Below are 17,655 nucleotides of genomic sequence, written 5' to 3' on the forward strand. Positions count from 1 at the left end.
CGGCGGAGCGCTCGAACCACACGCGGAGGAAAGATGAGCACCCCGAACGCCGAGAACGAGTTCCTGTACGAACTCCAGGCCGAGGTCGAGATCGAACTGACCCAGGTCGAGGCGAGCCACCCCGAGGAGGTGGCCGGGCTGCCGGTCACCGACTGGCTGTTCGACCCCACCGACGCCGAGCGCGAGGAGATCGGCCTGCGGGGTCTGCTCGAAGCGGTCGAGGTGCTGGAGGACGACTCCCGGCCCGGCGGTCACGGTGCCTGAACACCCGGTCCGGGACGGCCGGGGCGTCAACGGGGGCGTCAACGGGGGGATCGACACGCTCGACAGCCTCAGGGAACACCTGCAGTGGGCGATCGAGCTGGAACACGCGACGCTGCCGCCGTACCTGTGCGCGCTGTACTCGCTGGACCCGGAGCGCAACCGGGAGGCCGTCGAGGTGGTGGGCAGCGTCTTCGCCGAGGAGATGCTGCACCTGACGCTGGCCGCGAACCTGCTCAACGCCGTCGGCGGCAGGCCACGCCTCGACACCCCGGAGATGCTGCCACCGCATCCCCGGCGGCTGCCCCACAGCGACATCGAACTGTCCCTGGTCCCCTTCGGGCCGGAGGCACTGGAGATGTTCCTGCGGATCGAACGGCCCGCGCCCGCCGGTGCCGTGGCGCAGAGCGACGGCTACGAGACGATCGGGCAGTTCTACGCCGCCGTCGAACAGGGACTGCGGCTGCTGTGTGACCGGCTCGGTGAACAGGAGGTCTTCAGCGGCGACCCCGCACGCCAGGTGCACGCGGCCCACTTCCGGCACACCGCCGGGCGGCTGGTCGTCGTCGACGGCCTGAAGTCCGCGCTGACGGCGCTGGCGGAGATCGTCGAACAGGGCGAGGGCCTGGACCACGGCGAGGTCTGGGACGGCGACCGGGACGTCTTCCACCCGGAACGGGACGAGGTCGCGCACTACTACCGGTTCCAGGAGCTGAAGGCGGGCCGCCGCTACCGACGTGGCGACACCCCGCAGTCAGGGCCGACCGGTGAGGCCGTCTCCGTCGACCTGGCCGGGGTGCGTCCGATGCGGCGCGACCCCAGGCCCGCGCCGCCCGGCAGCCCCGCCCGCGCCGCGCAGGAGGAGTTCAACCACACCTACTGCGCCCTTCTGCACCTGCTGGAACAGGCGTTCAACGGCAGCCCGAGGATGCTCTCGGTCGCCACCGGCACCATGTACGCGCTCAAGGCGCAGGCCCAAGCCCTGATGGAGACGCCCGACGCCGGTCCCACCTTCGAGTACGTGGCGCCCGAACTGCGCCGGTGGAGCGTCGGCGACCGGCGGCGGATCGTCGTCCTGCGCGACGGCCCCTACGTGGTGTACGGCGGCGTGCCCCTCAGACGCAAGCGGAAGATCGTCTCCGCCGGGAACGACGCGCTGACCTGGCAGACCCACGAACACCTGGAGACCGAGGACACCTACGCGCTGTGCCGCTGCGGGCACTCCTCGTCGAAGCCGTTCTGTGACGGGACCCACGCGGCGGTCGGGTTCGACGGCACGGAGGCCGCCGTCGCCCCGCCGTACAGGGAGACGCAGCACGTGCACGACGGGGTGGGCATCTCGGCCCAGCGGGTGGGGGAGCTGTGCGTCCACGCGGCCTTCTGCGTCGGGCGGACCAGGCCGATCGCCGAGATGCTCGCCGACACCGACGACAGCGACGTGCGCTCCGACATCATGGGCCGCATCGACCACTGTCCCTCCGGCTCCTACAGCTACGCCCTGAGCCGTGGCGGCGAGACGGTCGAACCCGACCTCCCGCAGGCCGTCTCGGTCCTGGAGGAGGAGAACGGCCTGGCCAGCGCGCTGTGGGTCACCGGAGGGGTGCCGGTCACCCGCTCCGACGGACAGCCGCTGGAGACCCGCAACAGGATGACGCTGTGCCGCTGCGGCCACTCCGGCAACAAACCGCTGTGCGACGGCACCCACCGGAGGATCGACTTCCGGGAGGAGCCGGGGCCGCTGTGCGACGGCGGAGCGTAGGCCGTTTTGGCCGGTCGTGTGACGGATCACCGGCCGGCCGGGGAATCAATGTGGACAGGTTGTCGCCGATGCAGCGAAGGCACGGGTGAACATGCGTACGGAATCCCTGGAACAGGTCGCCTCCGCGTTCGTCGAGCTGCGTCCGCGCCTGTTCGGCATCGCCTACCGGATGCTCGGCAGCGTGACGGAGGCCGAGGACATCCTCCAGGAGGTCTGGATGCGCTGGCAGAACACCGACCGCGCGACCGTCGAGAACCCCTCGGCCTTCCTGGCGTTGATCACCACCCGCCTGTCCATCAACGTCATCCAGTCCGCCCGCTCACGCCGTGAGGCCTACATAGGGCCCTGGCTCCCCGAACCCGTCGACACCAGCCTCGACCCCACCCTGGGCGCCGAACGCGGGGAGGCACTCGAATTCGCCTTCCTGCTGTTGCTGGAGCGGCTCACCCCGACGGAACGGGCCGCCTACGTGCTCCGTGAGGCCTTCGTCTACCCCTATCCGCAGATCGCGGAGATCCTCCAGCTCAGCCAGGTCAACGTCCGCCAGCTCGTGAGCCGCGCCCGTAAACGCCTGACCGCCGAGCGCCGCGAGCCCATCGACAAGACGGAGCACCGGCGCCTGCTGAAGGTCTTCCTCGCCGCCGCCGAGACGGGGAACGTCGCCGCCCTCGAAGATCTCTTCGCGGCGGACGTCGTCAGCTCCTCCGACGGAAACGGCATCAGAGGGGCGGCGCGCTTCCCCATCACGGGCGGTTCCCGGGTGGCGAAGTTCGTCGCCACCTACGCGCCGCGGTTCTGGCCGGGCGCCGACATCACCTGGGTCGAGGCGAACGGCAGGGCCGGGGTGATCGTCCCCCGCAACCACGGCACCACCTTTCTCACCATCGACGCCTCCCCACAGGGCATCCACCACGTCATGTGGGTCGTCAACCCGGCCAAACTCGACGCGTTCGAACGCTCACGGCCTCGCACGGTCGGGGCGGTGGGACATGGCTGAGGTGAGCGCCGGGACGCTGACGGAGATGCTCAACGAACGTCGGCACCTGATCGAGATCGCCCTGTGGATGCTGGGCTCGGAACCCCTGGCCGACCGGATCGTCCAGGAGACCTACCGTCGCTGGTACAGCCTCGACGAGGCGGAACGCGGCGCCATCACGGTGCCCCGCGCCTGGCTGACGAAGGTGGCCGGAGGGATCTGCCTCGAACTCCTCGCCGCCCCGGCCCCGGCTCCCGCCCCCGGCGTCGCCGCCCCGGAGCACCGGCCAGAACCCGTCGGCCCCGCGCGTCCGCCCGCCCTCACCGCCGAACCCGCGCGCCCACGGGCCCTCGCTGTCGGCTCGGCACACCCGCGGGCCCTCGCCGAGCACGACCGTGTCGTACGGCGGTTCGCCCGGGTCTGGGGCCTGGGGGACGTGACGGCGCTGCGGGAGATCCTGGCCGGGAACGCGACAGCCGTGAGCGACGGAGGCGGCAAACTACGCGCCGCCGTACATCCCGTTCACGGGGCGGACGCGGTCGCCTGTTTCGTCGTCGCTCTGCTGACCGGCCAGTCCGGCACCGAGGTGACCGCCGAGTCGGTGAACGGCCGGACGGGCCTGGTGCTGCGCCAGGCGGGCCAGGCCGTGGCGGTGGTCGGCATGAGCGTCGCCGGAGCCCTGGTCACCGCCGTGTGGATCGTGCTGAACCCCGACAAACTGCGGCCGTGGCATCGTCCGCTGCCACGGAAGGCGTACCGGTGAACGACCCGATCCTGTCCACGGACCACGACTACGACGGCTCGGCGTTCAAACCGCTCTACGTCACGAGTGTCGAGGTGAGCGGCGGCAGCTCCGCCCACGGCCGGGCCACCGGCCGGGCCCGCTCCGCGGACGGCGCCCTTGACCTGGAGCTGCGGATGCCCGAGGAACTGGGTGGCGACGCCACGGGGCCGAACCCCGAGCAGCTCTTCGCCGCGGGCTACGCCGCCTGCTTCCACGGCGCCCTCAGCCTGCTGGCCCGTCAGCACCACCTCGACCCCGCCGCGATCACGGTCGAGGCGACCGTCGCCTTCGGCCGCGACCCGGCGGACGGCGGGTACCAGCTCCGCGCCGACCTCGTCGTCAACTGGCCCGGAGCCACCCCCGACAGGGCCAACCCCCTCCTCACCCAGGCAGCCGCCCTGTGCCCCTACACCAAAATGACCCGCCAAGGCATCCCCACCACCCTCACCCTCGCCCCCTGAGCTTCGGGCGCCCCTCCTGAGGCCGGAACGTCATCCCACCCGTCGCCCCGCCGTACCTCCTGACGTGCGGCTCGGGCACGCCACCGCGGGCGGCTTCCGTGCGTCGGGGACCCGTCCTCCGCGAAATGCCCGGCCTCTCCGAACTCCGGCTCCTACACGGCCTTGTGCGGGCTTATGTGAAGGCTCACGGTCGCTCCGAAACCCGGGACTCACGGTCCGAATGAAGAACCTCGGAAATTTCGGCCCGGACGAAAGTTCCCGGGAATTCCAGCCCAGGTGAGGAGTCCCGACTTCACGGATCGAACGACGTGTGTTCCCGCCCGCCGTCCGAACCGGGACGACCATGACCATCAGCGCCCACCGGGCCCGGCCTGTCTCGGTGGTGGGCCGTCCGGTGTGAGCCGTCGCGGCTCGACCAGCGCGGGCCCGGGGCCCCGGGGCGTGCTCCCCGCACGTGCGGGGAGCACGTCGGTCAGTGGGACTCGTCGGTCTTGGGGCGGGGGGCGCCGGCTTTGAGCCAGTTGTAGAGGGCTTCGCCGGGGCAGTCGGTCGAGTAGCCGTCACGGTGGCCCTTGACCTCGTTGCCCGCGCCGCCGTGTTCGCGGAGGTAGTCGATCGCGTCGAGGATGCCCAGCAGCATGTCGTCGGGCGGCTGGGTCAGGCCGGAGGTGCCGACGAGCCCCAGGACGGCGTAGTGGTCGGAGTTGAGCCCGGCGCCGTTGGCGGCGGGCAGGTGCCCGGCGCCCCGGCCCTGGAAGATCGTGCGGTGCGGGCAGACCACCAGCGAGTAGCCGATGTCGATCCAGCCGTTGCCGTCCATGTGGTGGTCCTGGATCGCCTTGACCGTGGCCACGCACCTGGCGTGCTCCCTGGCCAGGGCGGGATCGACGTGGTCGCCGGTGTAGTGGATCTTGACACCCTTGGTGTGGGTGAGCGTGGTGTAGGCGTCCTTGGGGGGCCTGGCCCCCCAGTCACGGCGGCTGAGCATGCTCATGGGCATCTCCTCTGTCGGTGTTCGGACTCACGGTGTTGCTCCGGATCGCGGTCTGGTCCTGGGGCGAGGCCCCGAACGAGCTCGCAGTGTCGTCCTGAGGTGTCATTCCGCACAGGTTCGCGGTGTCGCTCCAGGTCACGGCCCTGCTCCGAGGTGGCGCCCCGAACAGGCCCGCGGCGCCGTACGAGCCGGGCAGGCCGTACGCGGTGGTGGGCAGGGTCACGCGTGTTCTTCCTCGTCGTCGATGTCGGGGACCAGGCCCACATGGGTGAGTTGCCGGGTCAGTCTGGCGACCTGCCGTTGCAGGGTGCGGATCTGCTCCGCCTGGCGTGCGATCTCGGCCTGCATGCGCATCTGGGTGTCCACGTCGAAGGCGCTCGCCCGTTGGTAGGCGCCTTGTTCGACCTGGCGGAGCGCCGCGCGTTCGGCGGCGGCCTCCTGGTCCTCCGCGGCTCTTCTGGCCTGTCGGGCGGTGTAGACGGTGGAAAGCAGGCCGGCCAGCGCGCCCGCAGCGCCGACGATGACGCCAGGGTCCATTCAGTGCCCCCGTTCTGTTGGCTCGGGCCAGCGCGACAGGCGCAGGATGAGGCTCGCGACCGCCACCTGCACGACGCAGGCCCAGTACGCCTGGGGGATCGCTCCCCTGACGCCGCCCACCAGGTGGATCACGGCCCAGGCGACCAGGACGCCTGCGGCGAGGGCGAAGGCCACCCAGTCGGTCATGGTGAAGGCCTGGATGCCGCACATGATCGCGCAGGCGGCCCAGGGAACGGCCAGCATCCCGAGTGGGGCGACGCTGGCGAGGTAGACGTAGGTGGGGGTCCTGGTGACAAGGGGGTCGGGCCAGGCGAGCCGGATCGCCTGGCTGGCGCTCCACAGTGCCAGGAACAGCAACACCGATCCGCGGAAGCCGACCCGGCGGTCGAATCGGTGAATGAGCCGGCGCAACACGTCAGTGCCGTCCCCGGGGGCCGCTCCAGAAGGAGACGGAGCGTGGTCCGGTCGACATCGGCTTTCCTTTCCTAGGGCGTGCCGTGCACGACGTCTATACAGAGAGTGACTAATGTAATACGGAAAGTACAGATAGCGAGCCGATTCTTGGGCTTCCGGTAAGGGGCCAGTGACTCTTCCGCCACGCACTGCCACGCACCGTGGGGGTCGTGTTTCCCCACCCGTATTCTTGGGCCGTGGGAAGACCGTCACAGCACGATGTCGACCGGCTCCTCGACGCCGCGGTGCGGCTGGCGGCGCGGTCGGGGCCGGGGAGCGTCACCATGGCGGCGGTCGCCCGTGAGGCGGGCGCGCCGAGCGGTTCGGTCTACCACCGCTTCCCCAGCAGGGCGGCTCTGCTCGCCGCGCTGTGGCTGCGCACCGTCGACCGTTTCCAGGAGGGTTTCCTGGCCGCGACGCACGAGGAGCCGCCGGAGCGGGCCGTCATGGCGGCGGCCGGTCACGTCGTCGCGTGGAGCCGGGCCAACCCGCTCCAGGCCCGTGTCCTGTTGTACGGCCCCGCGGACTTCGGCGAGTCCGACTGGCCGCGGGACGCCCGTGAACGGCTGAGGACCGGCAACCGCCGGATCGAGGAGGCCCTCGTCGCCCTGGCCAGGCGCCTCGGGCCGGGCACGCCGCCGGAGGTCGAGCGGCTGGTGCTGGCGACCGTCGATCTCCCCTACGCCACGGTGCGCCGTCACCACCAGGCGGGCGGCGCGATCCCCGCCCACGCCGAGGACCTCGTCGCCCGCTGCGCGGGCCTGCTGCTGGCCCAGCCGGTCACCGGTGGCTGACGACGTTGACGACCTTGCCGTTCGGGTCGAGCACGAAGAACCGGCGCACCCCCCACGGTTCGTCCCGCAGGGAGTGCACGATCTTCGCGCCCCGCGCGACCAGCGCCTCGTGGACCGCGTCCACGTCGTCCACCTCGACGCTGACGTCGGGGTGCACCGTGGCGCTCGCCTCCGGTCCCATCAGGATGACCTGCGCCGTCGGGTTGGCCGGTGAGGCCATCGTCACGACCCACCCCAGGTCCATGACCTCGACGAGGCCGAGCAGGCCGTAGAAGTCACGGCTCTGTTCCATGGACTCCGTATGGATGTCCGGCACGACACGGCGAACGCTCATGGTTTCCTCCCCGAAGGACGGTCTCCTTCATACCGGATCAGCGGGTACGGACCATCCTGAACCGGATGAGGGAGTCGTCGACGGTCTCCTCCGAGTAGGCGACGGCCTCGTTGCTCGCCGCGTAGTGGACCTCCCGCATCGCGATGTACGGCGTGCCCGGCGCCATGTCGAGGCGGAACCCGGCGGCCTGCGGCACCACGGCGGGAACCAGTTCGACGAGGGAGTGGTCGATCTCCCGGCCCGGCCATGACCGGCTGAACTCGAAGATGGTGTCCGGGGGGTCGAAGCGGTGCCCCGCGACGAGCCTGCGCCGTACCTCCTCGGCGACGAAGCCGAGCGGCACCTCCTGTGACAGGTGCACCGCCGGGCGCCCGTCGGCGAAGATGACCTTGTCGTGCGCCACCATCGGGGTGTCCTCGCCGATGCCCAGGGCCGTCATGCCCGCGGGGGTCGGGTGTTCGCGCACCTCGAAGCGCTGTTCGACGCGCACCTCGTCGTGGTTGGCCTCAAGCAGTCCGCGGAAGCCGACCAGGCGGTGCAGCAGGATGCTCTCACGCCCGACGTGGGGGCGGATCTGGGTGCCCCTGGCCGGCGCCCTGCTGACGACGCCGAGCCGTCCGAGCGTCTGCAGCGCCGTACGGATGGTGGTGCGGCTGACGCCGAGCTGGGCGGCGAGGTCGGGTTCGTTGGGCAGGCGGTCGCCGGGGAAGCGGCGCTCCATGATGGCCTCAAGGAGGGCGCGGGTGGTCCGTTCGGCCAGGGAGCCGTTGCCGACGCGGGGTAACCCACCCGCGGCGCCACGCGGGGTGCGGCGGGCCGGCGAGCCGCTCATCCTCTTGTTTCCCCCTTGGGTCGGCATTCGCGGCGGACTACCACTGACCGGGACATTTCCATTGATCGTATCGAGACCGTCGCCCCTCGCGGGTCCGTTCCACGGCTCAGGGGCGTTTCAGGTGGTGCAGGACGAGGCCGCGGGTCCTGTCGTCCAGGCCGTCGAGCAGCCGTTCGGCGAGCCCGGCGGGGAGGTTCCGCAGCGCCGTGGCGACGACCGCGGGCGGCACGTAGCAGAGGACGTCGCAGGCCCGGCGTAGCGGCATGGCCTCGACGAGCCGGACGGCGGCCGGGGTTCCGGAGAGTTCCCTGACGATCCCGGCGGCGGTGCGGACGTGGGCGTGGGCGAGGATCCGCGCCGCCTCACCGGAGGGCAGCGCGCCGACGATCGCGGAGGCCTCCTCAAGGCGGATGTAGTCCACCACGCGGCCCGCCCTGGCGGCGGACATCATCTGCAGCACCGAGGCGGCCCGCGCGGGGACGACGGCCATTCGTTCCAGCAGACCGCCGACGTCCCTCACCTGTAGCCCCACGAGGACGGCGGCGGCCTGGCTCTCGGGGAGCTCCAGCAGGATTCCTCCGGCGGTCCGCGGCTCAAGCAGGGACACCACCTGCTGGGCGGTCTCCTTGGGCAGCGTCTCCAGGAGTCTCGCGGCGGGTCCGGCCGCCATGGCGCCCAGGCGGCGCGCGGCCTTCTGCGGGTCGACGGCGCGCCGCTCCGTGACCTGACGGTTCTGGCGCTCCGGGGGTTCCCGGCGTTCCTGTCGTTCCCGAGGCGGCGGCGGGGGGATCGGGCCCGCGACGACCGACCTCAGGACGCGGGCGAGTTCGTCGGCGCCCATCCGCCTGGCCGGGTCCTTCTCCAGCAGTCGTACGACCGCCTCGGACAGCCGCCCCCCGCGGGAGAGCGGCGGCGGTGGCTGGGTGAGGACGGCGCCCATGGTCGCGGCGGCGTTGTCGCGGCGGAAGGGGGAGTATCCCTCCAGGGCGTGGAAGAGGGTGACCCCCAGGGACCACAGGTCGGCGGGCGGGCCGGTCCGTCCGCCGTTGACGCGTTCCGGCGCCATGAAGTCCGGGGTGCCCGCCAGGGCGTTGTGGGTGGTGAGGCCGCTCAGACCGTTGATCTGGGCGATGCCGAAGTCCACCAGGAACACCTCGCCCTCCTCGCTGATCACGATGTTGGCGGGCTTGACGTCGCGGTGCACGACACCGGCGCGGTGCGCGGCGCTCAGCGCGTCGAGCACACGGACGCCGATCCTGGCCAGTTCGCGCTCGCCGAGCCCGCCGTCCTCGATCAGGTTCAGGAGCGAGCGGCCCTTGATGTAGTCCATGACGATCCAGGGCCTGCCCTCTTCGAGGAACACGTCGTAGATCTTGACGATGCCGGGGTGGCCGACGCTCGCCGCGGCGCGCGCCTCACGCAGCGCCCGCTCGGTGCGTACGGACAGGTCCTCCCCGTACGGCGTCAGCACGACCTCCTTGAGCGCCACATGGCGGTCGAGCACCACGTCCCTGGCCAGCCAGATGGCGCCCATGCCTCCCTGGGCGAGCGTGGACAGCAGGCGATAACGGCTTCTGATCAAATGACGGCTCACTCGTCGTCGGGGAACAGCTCGAATCCGCCGGATCGCTCCGCGCCCTGGCCGGAGACGGTGGTGCGGGTCACCCACGTGTCCGGCATCTGACGCAGCGCCTCGTCCTCCAGGGAGACGTGCCCGTCGTCAGGGTCGAGGGTGTCCGGCCGGGTCTCGAAGGTGGTGGAGCCGTCCCGCGCGTCGGACCGGGGAGGCGGCATCGGGACGGTGCCCGGGGTGTCGGGCTTCGGGGAGGGGGCGGCGTCCCGGCGCCAGATCTCCCCCATGACCGGGGAAGCCCCGGCTCCCTCGGTCCGGACGCCCGGGACGAAGCTGTCCTTGACGGAACGGAACTCGTGTCGTGCCGCCAGGTCGAGGATCTTCTCGTAGTTGCCGGGTTTCTGCATCATCTTGACGGTCACCGGCAGGCACTCGATCAGCAGGAACAGCAGGAACAGCAGGAGACGGGCCGCGTTGAGGGTGAGGTCCCTGCCGGAGACCTCGTTGAGCGCCCGCAGCCTGATCAGCAGTCCGTTGGCCGACCTGTTCTCCGCGTCGAAGGACTCCTGGAGGTCGCTCTGCCGTCGTACGGCGGCGTCGAGCTGCTCCTGGACCTTCGGCAGTTCGGCCTTGGCCGCCTCGAACCGGATCTGCTTGGTGGTCTCGTCGTTGGCGGTCAGCTCCCGCTTGCGCTTCTCGACCTGCTTGTTGAGGGTGTCGAGCCGGGAGTTCGCCTTGTCGTAGGCCGCCTTGCTCGCCTTGGCCACCACGCCGTCGCCCTTGCGGGGGCAGGTCGGCCCGCCGTACAGCTGGCACTGCCACTTGTCGTAGTACTCGTCCGCCTGTTTCTTCTGCGCGTCGCGTTCGGCGGTCAGCGCCTTGATTTTCGGGTCTTTCGCCGGGTCCTGCGGCACGTCCCCCTGGGAGGCGATCACCTTCCGCAGATCGGCGACGGACTGGCGCAGGGCGGTGACGTCCTGGCCGATGTCGCCTTTCTTCTGCTCGCGGGTGAAGCTATTGGCGCGATCTTGTCTGATCTGGACGATCTGGGCGTCGATCTCGGATTTGAAGATCTGCAGAACGAGGGGGGTCGAGATGACCGCGCCGAGCAGCACGGCCATGAGGATTCTCGGTATGACCAGTCGCCAGCGGCGTGGCCCGTCCGTCTGGATGGAACCGACCAGCCACCGGTCGAGGCTCATGATGGCCAGGCCCCACAGGACGCTGGCGGGTACGGCGAGGAAGATGCTGACGCCGAGCGCGCTGTACAGGGCGAACGTCATCGAGACAATGGCCAGCACACCGGTGGTGAGGACCGCGCCGCCGATACCCTCGAACTTGCCGTGCTCGGTCGGGCAGCTCCTGACGATGTCGGGCTGGGCCCCGGACAGGGTGATCAGAAACTTTCTCACATGTTTCCTCTCGGGAATGGCTCCCCTGCTCGGATCGTGAGCACCATGATTGCCTCGTATCAGATCTACCAGTACAGGGCCAGGATAGGCTATGCATATTGCCAAATATGAGCACGGTGAATGACGGCGAAATATAGCAAAATTTCTGACTTGTGTCGTTTTTTCGGTTTGACGGCATAGGTGACTATTCGGGGAACAAGACCGGCTTTGGGGAGATGTGGCAACGGGAGTCTTAGTTGACCGAATCGAGCTTGCTCCGCAAGACCTTCACCGAAGCGGTCGCCGAGCTGGGCGGCACCAGGCGCCTGTGCGTGGCGGAGGTCGCGGCTCAGGGCGTCACCGTCTTCGACCTGCACCGTGACGAGGCGGGAACACCCCGTGGCCAGGGGAGAGAGGTGGTCCGCTGGACCGACTCGGAGGACACCCCAGGAGGTCCCGGGGACAGACAGGCGGTTCTCGACGCCGTGCGGGCCTCCGCCGAAACCACGGTGGTGCTGGTCGGCTCGGCTCCGGGCGACCCCCGGGCCGAGGAGGCGATGGAGTGGTTGAGGGCGGCCCATCCACGGGCCTTCTCCTTCACCCGCTCCGGGGTGCGGGTCGAGGCGCTGCTCCGTGAGGTCGTCGCCGACGAACCCCTGTGCCGGTCCTACGAGCTCGTCGTCCTGAGACGCCACCCGGCGACCAACCGGCTCGAACTCACCTGCGCGCCGCTGTTCGCGATCGACACCCAGCGCGGCAGCTCCTCCGCCGTCACCGTCCGCTGCGAGCCGAGCGACGAGCAGGGCACGGCGTTCGTGGTCGTGGCGTGGCAGGACCGGCGGCCCACGCCGCTGTCCGTCCACACGGCGAAGGTCCCGCCGGGACGCTACGAGATCACCGCCGAGCTGGAACGGCCCGGCCGGGTCCGCTTCTCCGGTCTGCCCGGTCTCACCAGAGGCGGCCGGAGCTGGACCGAACTGGTGGCCGCGGTGCCGTACCGGCTCGAACCGTCGGTCGGGCCCGCGCATCTGATCTGCGCCGTCGAGGTCAGCGGGGCGGCCGAGCGGGTGCACGAGAGGCTGCGGCGCGTCAGCCAGATGATCACCACGATATCCGGCGAACTGGACGACCGACTCCAGGTGTCGCTGGTCGCCTACGGCGCGCACTCCTTCCAGCGGAAGGTTCTCGACGATCCGGTCGACGTCGCGGACTGGCAGGTGCCCGCAGAACGCGCCCGGCGGTCCCTGGAGCTCCTGGAGGAACGCGTCAGGGAACGCGAGGCCGTCTACCGGGGTTACACCGGCGCGGCGATGGTCGAGGACATGCTGGCCGAGGTGACGAGCCGTCTTCCCCCGGCCTTCCAGGGGCGTACGGCGCTGCTCACGGTCGGCGACGGGCCGCCGCACCCGCCCAGGGCGCACCACTCGGAGGTCCTGCCCTGCCCGCGCAGGATCGACTGGGAACAGCAGGTGCGCAGGCTTGAGCAGTACCCCGGCCTGGTGTTCGGGGCGATCTGCGACCGGCCTCCGGGGCGGGAGGGCTCCGCCTGGTCCCGCCTGGGCCGGGACGGGCTGGTCCGGCTCGACGACGCGGTGGACGTCCGGGAACTCGGCGCCGGGCTCGGCCTGATGGCGTCGCGGACCCAGCGGATCCCCTTCCCCCTGATCGAGACGCCGTGAGTGAGATGTCAGCGAACAGATGGAATGAGGCTCACCGTGCACCCTGACCTGGGACAACCGGCACGTTCCGATCACAACATCGCCATATGGGGGGCGCCGGGCAGCGGGAAGACCACGTTCCTCGCCGCCCTCGACATCGCTCTCATCCTCAAGAAGGGGCCGTGGCGGGTCATCGGGGCAGACGGTCCCTCGACCGACTTCCTCATCGAGATGACCACGGCGCTCTCCCACGACCAGCGCTTCCCCCCGGCGACCGGGGCACTGGGCCACTACCGCTGGTTCCTGAGCAAGAAGCCGGAGCCGCAGCCCAGACGATGGGGGCGCAGGCGCAAGGAGGAGCGCGCCTGGAAGATCGGGATCGACGTGCTGGACGCGCCGGGCCGTTCGTACCACTCCAAGCGCGGGCGCGGGACCGACCGGGAGGACCTGCTCGACAACCTCGCCTCAAGCAGGGGCATCGTCTTCCTCTTCGACCCGATCCGGGAGTTCGAGGACGGGGACGCCTTCGCCTACCTGCACGGCGTGCTGGCCGACCTCGCCCAGCGGATGCTCGCCACGGACGAGTTCGCCGACGGCATGCTGCCGCACCACCTCGCCGTCTGCGTCACCAAGTTCGACGAACTGCGGGTTCTGAAGACCGCGCAGAGCCTGAGCCTGCTGAGCCCCGACCCCGCCGACCCCCACTGCTTCCCCCGGGTCGGAGAGGAGGACGCCGAGGAGCTGTTCCAGGCCCTGTCCACCGTCTCGGCCAGCGGAAACGCGAACATGGTGCTGCCCACCCTCAAACAGTTCTTCCACCCCGACCGGATCAAGTTCTTCGTGACCTCGTCGATCGGCTTCTACCTGAACCCGATGAGGGGGACCTTCGACCCCGACGACTTCCAGAACCTGATCCCCGAGGCGCTCGGAGGCGCGGGCGGCGTACGGGACCCGCACACCCCGCCGGGAAGCGGCTACCAGATCCGCGGGCAGGCGCACCCGATCAACGTGGTCGAGCCGATGCTCTGGCTCGGGCAGCAGCTGTCGTCGAACGGGGACGCGAAGGGAGTCCGATGACCAGGGGGGAGGTGCGGCTCGCGGCGGAATGGGCTCTGTGGGGCAAGCTCTCCGACACCAGGGACGACTACAACGTCCTGGCGTGCAGCAGGGGGCGGCTGGGTCACGACGACTTCGTCAAGATCGTCACCCGCTACGCGCCGGGGACCCCCACGGACCTGCCCCAGGTGACGGTCAGCTGGGTCGGGGGCATCGACACCCCCTACATCGGCCTGGCCATCCAGGAGTGGTCGGACCGCAGGGACCGGCTGGGCAGGCCGATCGCCGACACCCGCTACTTCTGCGTGCCCTACGGTCAGGTCGCCGACGGCCCGGTCTCCTACGAGGGGCTCTACGACGCCCTCGTCGGCCGCACGCTGCCGGTCGACGGCCCCCTCAACGTGAACGTCCCCGTCCTCGACCCGAGGGTGATCGCGGACCGGGTCGACAGGACGGCGATGAACGCCGCGGCGCTGCTGCTGACGGACGAGCAGGTCTGCGTGCTGCGGGGCGAGGCCGTCTCGATGCGCGAACGGCTGCGCTTCCTCGACACGGTCGCCGCGCTCCTGCCGTACGGCCTGCGGGCACGGCTGACGGTCTCGACGTGGACCGACAGCTCCGCCGAGCACCGGATCAAGCTCTCGTTCGCCAAGCACACCAGGGAGGGGGCGTACTCCGTCACCTGGGGGGCCGACGACGCCGTCGCCGCCCGCCGTGACATCGCGGGCCGGTACGTGGAGCTGCTCGACGAGTTCTCCCCGGAGGAGGCCGTGACCAGGCTCGCGAGGCAGACCGAGCCGCTGTCGTTCAAGGACGCCCAGCAGCGGGTCCTCACCCTGCTCGACGAGGCGAGCCACGCGACGGCGCTGATGCCCGTCAGGTGGTCGTCCGCGCAGGTCGGTGAGGCGTTGAAGGCCTGCGCCGACCTCCTTGAGCAGGAACGGTACGACGAGCTTGAGGCTCGCCTGGGAAGGCTCAACGCCGCCGCCGGTCTCCTCGACGGGGACCGGCGCCTCCACCGGGAGACCATCAGGGTGAAGCGGCTGCTGTGGGAGTACCCGAAGCTGCCCAAACGCCTGGAGACCTTCCTCTACGACACCGTCCTGGCCGTCGGGTACGGCCCCGAGCTCACCGTCGAAGGCGTGGGGAGGATCCAGGAGGAACTGGGCGGGCTGAGCAAAACGCTGGTCAACGCCATGCTGCGCATGCCCACCGAGCCCGGCGCCGTGGTGAGACTGCTGCCGCTGTGTTCCGACAACGAGCGCAAGGCGGACGTACTGCGGAAACTGCAGACCGGGGACCTGGTCAGGGCCGCTGCCGCGGAACCGTTCGACCCGCCGATCGTGCAGCTGGTCTACCGGGAGCTCGTCATGAGGGGCGGCGACGCCGCCGAGGACCCGGCGATCGCCCCGGCGCTGCGGGAGCACGGCTATCTCGCCGCCGCGATCGGGGCCGTCCATCCGGACGACGGGGAGATCCGGTTCGCCTGGTTCAAGAGCCTGCTGGTCGCGGCCTACGGCCGGTCGTTCGGGCGCGCCGAGCTTGAGGAGGTGCTCAGGTTTCCCCTCCCGCCGGAGTCGGCGGGGCTCGTCGCCGCCGCAGTCGACCTGTACGGGCCGGGCGCGCGGAACGTCGTGATGAGCGCCTTCTGCGAGTTCCTTGAGCGGGCCCGGCTCTCCACCAAGACCCTCAACCGCGTGGTCGGCCAACTGCTGCCGCCACCCGAACCGAATCCCCAGCCCGTCAGCCCCCAGCCGGTCAAGCCCCCGGTCGCCCACCTCCCGGCTGTCAGGCCGCTGGAAGGACTGAGCCCCGCCTCGTCGTCCCCCTCGCACCAGCACCAGCGTTCGCGTCCGCGAGAAGGCTTCCTCTCCCGGTTCCGGCCGGCTCCGGAGCGCCGGAGCTCCGAGCCGCTCATTCCCCGGCCGGTTCTCTTCGTGCTCTTTCTCCTGCTCTTCGGCTTCATCGGGGCTGCCATCCCCTATTTGATCATGTATCGGTGAGGAAGCGTTGACCATACGACTGACCGCCGAGTGGGCGCTGTGGGGCAAGGAACCGAGGACGCGGGACGGGGAGAAGGTGCTCGCCTGCAGCGACGGGAAGGTGGGCGGCGGCGACTTCAGCAAGATCATCACCCGCTACGCGCCGGGCACCTCCACCGAGCTGCCCCAGGTGACGATGAGCTGGTTCGGCGGCAGGGACAGCGCGCACCTGGGGCTGGCCGTACAGGAGTGGTCCGACGAGCGGGACGGGCTCGGCAGGGACATCGCGATCACCCGGTACTTCTGCGTGCCCTACGAGCGGGCCGCCGAGGGGCCGGTGTCCTTCGAGGGGCTCTACCGGGCGTTCGCCGAACGCGCGCTGCCCGTCACGGGGCCGCTCCTGGTGGACGTGCCGACGCTGGACCCGCAGGTGACCGCGCGGGCCGCCGACGAGACCGTGGTGGGCGCGGCGGCGCTGCTGCTGACCGGGCAGCCGGTCTGCGTCGTGAACGGGGAGGACGTGCCGCTGCTCGACCGCCTGCTGTTCTTCGACGCGGTGACGGCGCTGCTGCCGTACGGCTTCAGGGCGAAGATGACCGCCTCGACCTGGACGGACAGCGCCTCGCGGCACCGGATCAGGCTGTCGTTCGCCAGGCACGCCCCCGCGGGGGCGCATCCGGTCTCCTGGGGGCGCGGGGCGGAGATCCCCAAGGATCAGGACGTCGCGCGTGTCTACCACAACGCGCTCCTGGGCGGCGACCGGCTCGTGGAGCTGACGGCGCGGTTCGCCCGGGACACCCGGCCGAGGTCCATGAGCGCGGAGAACCTCGCCACGGTCCTGCCGGTGCTCGGTGAACTCGGCCTCCTCTTCGAGTTGCCTGACATATCCGATATATCGGATTTTGAGGAGTGGTTGGCGACCGGGGGAGACGAGGTGCTGACCTCGTGCGCCGACGCCCTCGGGCAGGGGAGGCTCGACATGCTCCCGCAACACCTGGTCCAGCTCAACATCCTGGCGGCGCGGGCGCGTGAGGGAGGCGAACAGGAACGCCACCGGCAGATCATCGGCAGCCGCAGACTGCTGGTGCCGGACCCCACGCTGGACCAGACGATCCAGGAACGCCTCTACGACGCGCTGCTGAGCCTGGCCTACGGGCCCCGGCTCACCGTCGACGGCCTCGACCGGATCGTCCGTGACGCGGGACGCCGGATCCCACCGCCGCTGGTGGCCGCCCTGCGCCGGATGACGGCCGCCGAGCCGGCCGTCACGGTACGGCTCACCCGCTACCTCGGCGCGGCCGAACGCGCCGCGCTCCTCGCCTCGCTGTCGCCGGACGACCTGGCCGACGCGGCGGCCAGGGAACCCGTCGATCCGCCGGCCGCCAGGACCGCCTGCGACGAGCTGGTACGGCGGGGCACCGACGAGACCGGGCGGGCGGCCGTCCGCGCCGCGCTGCGGCGACGCGGGCAGCTCGTCGAGGTGGTCCAGCGACTCCACCCGGGCGACCAGGAAGGCCAGATCCGGCGGCACCGCGACCTGCTGACCGCCGCCTACGGCCAGGAACCCGGAGAGGAGGCACTGCGGGAGGTGCTCTCCGTCGGGCTTCCTCCGGCGCCGTTGCTCGCCGCGCTGGCCCTCACGTGCGCGTGGGACGTCCGCCCCCTCCTCATGAGGGAGGTGTTCCTGACGCTGCTCGGACAGGGGATCCCCCGTGAGCTCCTCGACGACGTCATGCGGGAACTCGGTGAGCCGGGACGGGACCCGTCCGAGCGGCGGAGGAACACCGCCCGCCGCTCGGGACGGTCCTGA

The 17,655-nt window shown here is 70.6% G+C and carries 18 protein-coding genes; 10 read left to right on the top strand and 8 right to left on the bottom strand.

Annotated elements, in window-relative coordinates; translation table 11 throughout:
* Window positions 1-33 precede the first annotated feature (33 nt).
* From ABT340_RS23505 to ABT340_RS23525, 5 genes are all read left to right on the top strand, one after another.
* Complete coding sequence (locus ABT340_RS23505) at window positions 34-264, top strand: hypothetical protein (protein WP_352012947.1); 231 nt, start codon at window positions 34-36, stop codon at window positions 262-264.
* Window positions 257-2,020, top strand: coding sequence for a ferritin-like domain-containing protein (locus ABT340_RS23510; protein ID WP_352012948.1), 1,764 nt, complete (start codon window positions 257-259; stop codon window positions 2,018-2,020). Before ABT340_RS23505 ends, ABT340_RS23510 begins: the two co-directional genes overlap by 8 nt.
* A 91-nt stretch (window positions 2,021-2,111) precedes the next feature.
* Window positions 2,112-3,017, top strand: coding sequence for an RNA polymerase sigma-70 factor (locus ABT340_RS23515; protein ID WP_352012949.1), 906 nt, complete (start codon window positions 2,112-2,114; stop codon window positions 3,015-3,017).
* Window positions 3,010-3,759 (top strand): sigma-70 family RNA polymerase sigma factor family protein, encoded by a 750-nt coding sequence (locus ABT340_RS23520; RefSeq protein ID WP_352012950.1) that lies wholly within the window; start codon window positions 3,010-3,012, stop codon window positions 3,757-3,759. Before ABT340_RS23515 ends, ABT340_RS23520 begins: the two co-directional genes overlap by 8 nt.
* Complete coding sequence (locus ABT340_RS23525; RefSeq protein WP_352012951.1) at window positions 3,756-4,241, top strand: Ohr family peroxiredoxin; 486 nt, start codon at window positions 3,756-3,758, stop codon at window positions 4,239-4,241. Before ABT340_RS23520 ends, ABT340_RS23525 begins: the two co-directional genes overlap by 4 nt.
* 472 nt (window positions 4,242-4,713) lie before the next feature.
* Here the strand turns inward: ABT340_RS23525 and ABT340_RS23530 are convergent, their stop codons facing one another.
* The 4 genes from ABT340_RS23530 to ABT340_RS23545 are packed head-to-tail and all read right to left on the bottom strand — an operon-like array spanning window position 4,714 to window position 6,183.
* On the bottom strand, window positions 4,714-5,235 hold the full coding sequence (locus ABT340_RS23530; RefSeq protein WP_352012952.1) for a peptidoglycan recognition protein family protein: 522 nt from the start codon (window positions 5,233-5,235) through the stop codon (window positions 4,714-4,716).
* Window positions 5,213-5,458, bottom strand: coding sequence for a hypothetical protein (locus tag ABT340_RS23535; RefSeq protein ID WP_352012953.1), 246 nt, complete (start codon window positions 5,456-5,458; stop codon window positions 5,213-5,215). Before ABT340_RS23535 ends, ABT340_RS23530 begins: the two co-directional genes overlap by 23 nt.
* Window positions 5,455-5,772: a hypothetical protein gene (locus ABT340_RS23540; RefSeq protein ID WP_352012954.1), complete on the bottom strand. Its 318-nt coding sequence runs from the start codon at window positions 5,770-5,772 to the stop codon at window positions 5,455-5,457. Before ABT340_RS23540 ends, ABT340_RS23535 begins: the two co-directional genes overlap by 4 nt.
* Window positions 5,773-6,183, bottom strand: coding sequence for a hypothetical protein (locus ABT340_RS23545; RefSeq protein ID WP_352012955.1), 411 nt, complete (start codon window positions 6,181-6,183; stop codon window positions 5,773-5,775).
* A 239-nt stretch (window positions 6,184-6,422) separates the two neighbouring features.
* Here ABT340_RS23545 and ABT340_RS23550 point away from each other — a divergent pair, with 239 nt between their 5' ends.
* Window positions 6,423-7,019: a TetR/AcrR family transcriptional regulator gene (locus ABT340_RS23550; RefSeq protein WP_352012956.1), complete on the top strand. Its 597-nt coding sequence runs from the start codon at window positions 6,423-6,425 to the stop codon at window positions 7,017-7,019.
* On the opposite strand, the gene ABT340_RS23555 is transcribed toward ABT340_RS23550, so the two are convergent.
* The 4 genes from ABT340_RS23555 to ABT340_RS23570 form a co-directional block, all read right to left on the bottom strand.
* The gene (locus ABT340_RS23555; protein WP_352012957.1) at window positions 7,006-7,353 is read right to left on the bottom strand and encodes a VOC family protein; all 348 of its coding nucleotides are present in this window, start codon (window positions 7,351-7,353) and stop codon (window positions 7,006-7,008) included. The two genes, ABT340_RS23550 and ABT340_RS23555, sit on opposite strands and share 14 nt — an antisense overlap.
* 37 nt (window positions 7,354-7,390) lie before the next feature.
* Window positions 7,391-8,185: a GntR family transcriptional regulator gene (locus tag ABT340_RS23560; protein WP_352012958.1), complete on the bottom strand. Its 795-nt coding sequence runs from the start codon at window positions 8,183-8,185 to the stop codon at window positions 7,391-7,393.
* Between the two features lie 106 nt (window positions 8,186-8,291).
* Entirely contained in the window at window positions 8,292-9,767 is a 1,476-nt protein-coding gene (locus tag ABT340_RS23565) for a protein kinase domain-containing protein (RefSeq protein WP_352012959.1), read from the bottom strand.
* A gap of 8 nt (window positions 9,768-9,775) precedes the next feature.
* Window positions 9,776-11,170 carry a DUF4407 domain-containing protein gene (locus ABT340_RS23570; protein ID WP_352012960.1) on the bottom strand — a complete coding sequence of 465 codons (1,395 nt, stop codon included), beginning with the start codon at window positions 11,168-11,170 and terminating at the stop codon, window positions 9,776-9,778.
* A 236-nt stretch (window positions 11,171-11,406) separates the two neighbouring features.
* Here ABT340_RS23570 and ABT340_RS23575 point away from each other — a divergent pair, with 236 nt between their 5' ends.
* Genes ABT340_RS23575 through ABT340_RS23590 form a run of 4 tightly spaced genes read left to right on the top strand, consistent with a single transcriptional unit; the run spans window position 11,407 to window position 17,655 of the window.
* Entirely contained in the window at window positions 11,407-12,828 is a 1,422-nt protein-coding gene (locus ABT340_RS23575) for a hypothetical protein (protein WP_352012961.1), read from the top strand.
* A gap of 36 nt (window positions 12,829-12,864) precedes the next feature.
* Window positions 12,865-13,884, top strand: a complete 1,020-nt coding sequence (locus ABT340_RS23580) for a hypothetical protein (RefSeq protein WP_352012962.1) — start codon at window positions 12,865-12,867, stop codon at window positions 13,882-13,884.
* Window positions 13,881-15,866, top strand: coding sequence for a hypothetical protein (locus tag ABT340_RS23585; protein WP_352012963.1), 1,986 nt, complete (start codon window positions 13,881-13,883; stop codon window positions 15,864-15,866). The genes ABT340_RS23580 and ABT340_RS23585 overlap by 4 nt, the downstream gene beginning before the upstream one ends.
* 7 nt (window positions 15,867-15,873) lie before the next feature.
* Window positions 15,874-17,655, top strand: a complete 1,782-nt coding sequence (locus ABT340_RS23590; RefSeq protein WP_352012964.1) for a hypothetical protein — start codon at window positions 15,874-15,876, stop codon at window positions 17,653-17,655.

Source organism: Streptosporangium sp. NPDC000239, from assembly GCF_040300765.1.
GTDB lineage: Bacteria > Actinomycetota > Actinomycetes > Streptosporangiales > Streptosporangiaceae > Streptosporangium.